The sequence below is a fragment of the Candidatus Neomarinimicrobiota bacterium genome, assembly GCA_012964825.1.
Classification (GTDB): Bacteria; Fidelibacterota; Marinisomatia; order Marinisomatales; family S15-B10; genus UBA2125.
The window spans coordinates 1-3645 of the sequence record DTTI01000019.1; the positions used below are offsets into that span (position 1 = coordinate 1).

Annotated in this window: 5 protein-coding genes; 1 reads left to right on the plus strand and 4 read right to left on the minus strand. The window is 44.8% G+C overall.

What is annotated here, in order from left to right:
• Together EYO21_01250 and EYO21_01255 are read right to left on the minus strand one after the other, a co-directional pair.
• Nucleotides 1-641 (minus strand): homoserine dehydrogenase (locus tag EYO21_01250; protein HIB02440.1); only part of this gene is annotated, 641 nt, incomplete at its 3' end.
• 47 nt (nt 642-688) lie between these two features.
• Nucleotides 689-1288: a short chain dehydrogenase gene (locus EYO21_01255; protein ID HIB02441.1), complete on the minus strand. Its 600-nt coding sequence runs from the start codon at nt 1286-1288 to the stop codon at nt 689-691.
• 396 nt (nt 1289-1684) lie between these two features.
• Between EYO21_01255 and EYO21_01260 the strand changes: the two genes are divergently transcribed.
• Entirely contained in the window at nt 1685-2446 is a 762-nt protein-coding gene (locus EYO21_01260; protein HIB02442.1) for a sulfite exporter TauE/SafE family protein, read from the plus strand.
• 20 nt (nt 2447-2466) lie between these two features.
• Here EYO21_01260 and EYO21_01265 read toward each other — a convergent pair whose 3' ends face one another.
• Nucleotides 2467-3114: a DNA-3-methyladenine glycosylase 2 family protein gene (locus EYO21_01265; protein HIB02443.1), complete on the minus strand. Its 648-nt coding sequence runs from the start codon at nt 3112-3114 to the stop codon at nt 2467-2469.
• 133 nt (nt 3115-3247) lie between these two features.
• The gene (locus tag EYO21_01270; protein HIB02444.1) at nt 3248-3586 is read right to left on the minus strand and encodes a hypothetical protein; all 339 of its coding nucleotides are present in this window, start codon (nt 3584-3586) and stop codon (nt 3248-3250) included.
• Nucleotides 3587-3645 lie beyond the last annotated feature (59 nt).

The following is a 3645-nucleotide window of genomic DNA, read 5'->3' on the forward strand; positions in this document are numbered from 1 at the left end:
GGATCAGCTTCCGCAATCCCTCGTTCTTGAGTTTCGCGGAGCGCGTCTGCATAGCCGCGCCCCTTGAGCATTTCTTCCAGAATGAAATTCGTCGTGGCGTTGAAGATACCTCGGAAGCCCAAAATTTTGCCGCAAACCATATCACGCCTGACAATGTTGAGCACAGGAAGCCCGCCACAAAACGTTGCGCTGTAGAGGATACCCACGTCGGCGTCCGCCGCGAGACGATCAAGCTCCGCTTGAGCAAGCGCCAATGGGGCCTTGTTGGCCAATACGAGGTGCAGCCCGTGCTCCAGACCTGTCCTACAATTCGAGAGGCCTGGATTCCCCGTGTTGAGGTCAACCGGTGACGCTTCCAGGAGAATCTCGCATTGGACGCTGTCGAGCGCTACCGCCAGGGTCAGACCTTCGTCAAACTCGCGTAACTCACGAAGCTTCAATCCACACACTTTGTGTTCTAGCAAGCGGGCAAGATCGAACCCATCATCACTGACCGCGACACCGCTGCTGTCAACGACACAATGGACGCTGAAGGCAAGGCCATACTTCTCTCTAAGCGTGTCGTCGTGCTCAATGAGAAGCCTGAGGAAACGGCGTCCTACGTTACCCAATCCGACTAGGGCCAACCCAACTCGCTTCATCTGAGACTCACGTTTGGGAATTGGTTCACTTTCTTGATCAAAGAGGACTACTCCACAATAAATATCTGTCCACTCAGGCAGCCTTCTACCGCCTTGCTGTAGGCCAGACCCACCGCTTCGTTCGATACATGCTCATGGCCATGAAAGAAACCATCGTATTTTGCTCGACACACTTCCAGTACTTCGGGACTAACAGCGTTGATGCGAATGCCGCGAGGCATATCAACCGCAGCCCCTCTCACAAAACCATCCAGTGCACCATTGGCGGCGGCGGCACACGAACCACCCCGGATCGGATCACGGTTCAACACACCGCTAGTCACGGTGAAGGATCCACCATCATTCACGTAATCGAAACCCTCCAACACCAGGTTGACCTGTGGTAGAACCTTTTGATTAATGCCCTTCATGAACTGTTCACTGGTCATTTCATGAACCGCACCAAAATGAACCTGACCGATAGCGCTCACCACGGCATCAACATTGCCAACCTGCTGATACATTGCGCGGATGCTGTCGATGTCTTCGATATCCATTTGCACATCACCACTGGTTCTGCCAACTCGGATGACTTCATGCCGAGCCGACAGGGCGTCTACAGCAGTTTTACCAACGGCACCGGTGGCACCGACGATAATTATTTTCATCACCAAAACCCTTTCATACAGAAAATTACATAGAATTACCCATCAATGTGGGTGTCTCTATTACAAACAAAAAAGACCCGACAATGTCTCCCTCTCTTCATCCCGACCGTCCCCCGTCAATTACCAGGTTGAGAAAGCTGATCTGAAAGCGTTTCCACATTTCGATATTCTAAGAATTCATTTGACCTTGTTTTGTTAACGTACGGAGAGATTACGGGAAAGTCAACTCTCGACAGTATATAAAGAAAAAACCCCTCATTAAGAGGGGTTAATCTGGTGTGTGCCCGATAGGATTCGAACCTATGGCCAACGGCTTAAAAGGACCTTGCTATACTGAGGAGGATACTACTCTTGTGTCCCCCAAAAAGGAAAACTAATTTCGGAAACTTCTGATTCATGTTCGATATCATTCATAGCTATTCACTGCAACTGCCAGAATTATCACTGATCTTTCTTAGCGCTGTGGCTATTGGCATGGCAAAAACAGGTTTGGGCGGTTTCGGTATGCTGACGGTACCGATCATGGCGGGCATTTTCGGGGCTAAGCCTTCAACAGGTATTGTCCTTATTCTTCTGATATTCGCTGATTTTTTTGGTGTCTGGTTTTATCACAAGCATGCCGATATAAAGCTGATCCTGAAACTTTCGCCCAGTACGATCTTTGGTATATTACTGGGGATTCTCATTGGAGACAGAATCAGTGATGCTCAGTTCACGGTTCTGTTGGCGGGAATACTGATCCTCGGTGCATTGGTCATGGGGGCAAACCTAAACAATAATCTAAAAGTCAAACCCAGCTTTCTACTCTCATTAATCACTGGTTCTGTGGCAGGCATTTCAACAATGATCGGCAATTCGGCCGGACCTATCATGTCTATCTACTTTCTTGCTATGGGTTTAGAGAAAAACAGTTTCATCGGCACTGGCGCCTGGTTTTTCCTGTTTGTGAATCTGTTCAAACTACCTTTTCACATATTCATCTGGGAGACTATCGATGTAAAAACTTTCTTGTTTGATCTGGTCCTTATTCCTGCCATTGTCCTTGGTGCCTTTGCGGGGGTCTGGATCGTAAAAAAAATCCCCGAAAAGCCGTACCGTGTGATCGTTATCGTCTCAGTGGTGTTTGCCGCTTTTCAAATGAGCCTGAAGAGTTTTTAGGCTGGCGTCAGCTCACATATTCAAGGCTTTTTTTGAGAAGAAATATCTATTCCTTCATCTACAATTTTCCAGAGATAGAGAGATACAAGTGTTCTATAGGGTTTCCATTTTTCGGAATAAGAAAGCATAGACTCGCGATCCAGATATTTAGCCCGACCGAGAAATAACATCAATCCCTTTTGAATTCCCAAATCATTTAAGGGAAAGACATCAGGGCGATTCAAAGAAAAAATAAGAAACATATCTACTGTCCATTGACCGATACCCCTTACTTGTTTCAACACAGTTCCGACTTCATCGTTCGATAATTCTGTAAGCTTATCTAAACGTATATCTCTATCAACTATTACTTTTGCAAGACCTCGTATATACTCAGTTTTCATTCTTGAAATTCCAACATTTTGAATCACCTCTGCAGGGGTTTTCAAGACTTCTTCTGGAGAAGGATATCGACTTGCATTATAAAGTTCCAGGAAACGATTCTCAATAGTTCCCGCCGCCTTACTGCTCAATTGTTGGTGGATAATTGACCTCAACAAGGATTTAAAGTAATTACGTCTACGTTTCAACGTAATAACACCAAAATGGTCAATTAGAGTTTTCAAGTCATTATCTCTGCTAAGATATTTAACGGCAAGTTTTACATCAAGGTATCGTTCCCCTTGCATTATCCAAGTAGCGGTTGACGATTTAGGTAGAAAAACATAATGCCAAAAATGTATGCACTTCTTTCATCCCGAACGCCTCCCCCGTCACTTACCTCGTTGAGATTGGTAAAATGTAGACAAAGAAAAAATTTATTCATCGTTCTTTGCGATTATTAATTGATTCCATATAACACCAAAATGATTCTCCATTAATTTTACCATAGCTGTGGACAAGCTCAGTATCAATTTCAGAAAAATAAGAATCATACTGGGTTTCACGTTCATGTTGCAAAGGGGTAGGACAAAAACACGTCTCAAACCATTCTATAAAACCTGGTTCAGTTAATACCGCTCGTTTCATGGAAGAAACTATTTCTTCACCATCTGGAAGTTGGTTGTTAATCGTTCCATCCGTAAGTCTTTCATAAAACTCACCCAATTTCTCTTCAATTATTTTTGCTCGTACTTTATATATCATGTTGATGCCTAACACGTTGTAAGAGGGGTTAATCTGAGAAAATAAAAAGGGGCCATATAGACCCCTTCAGTTAG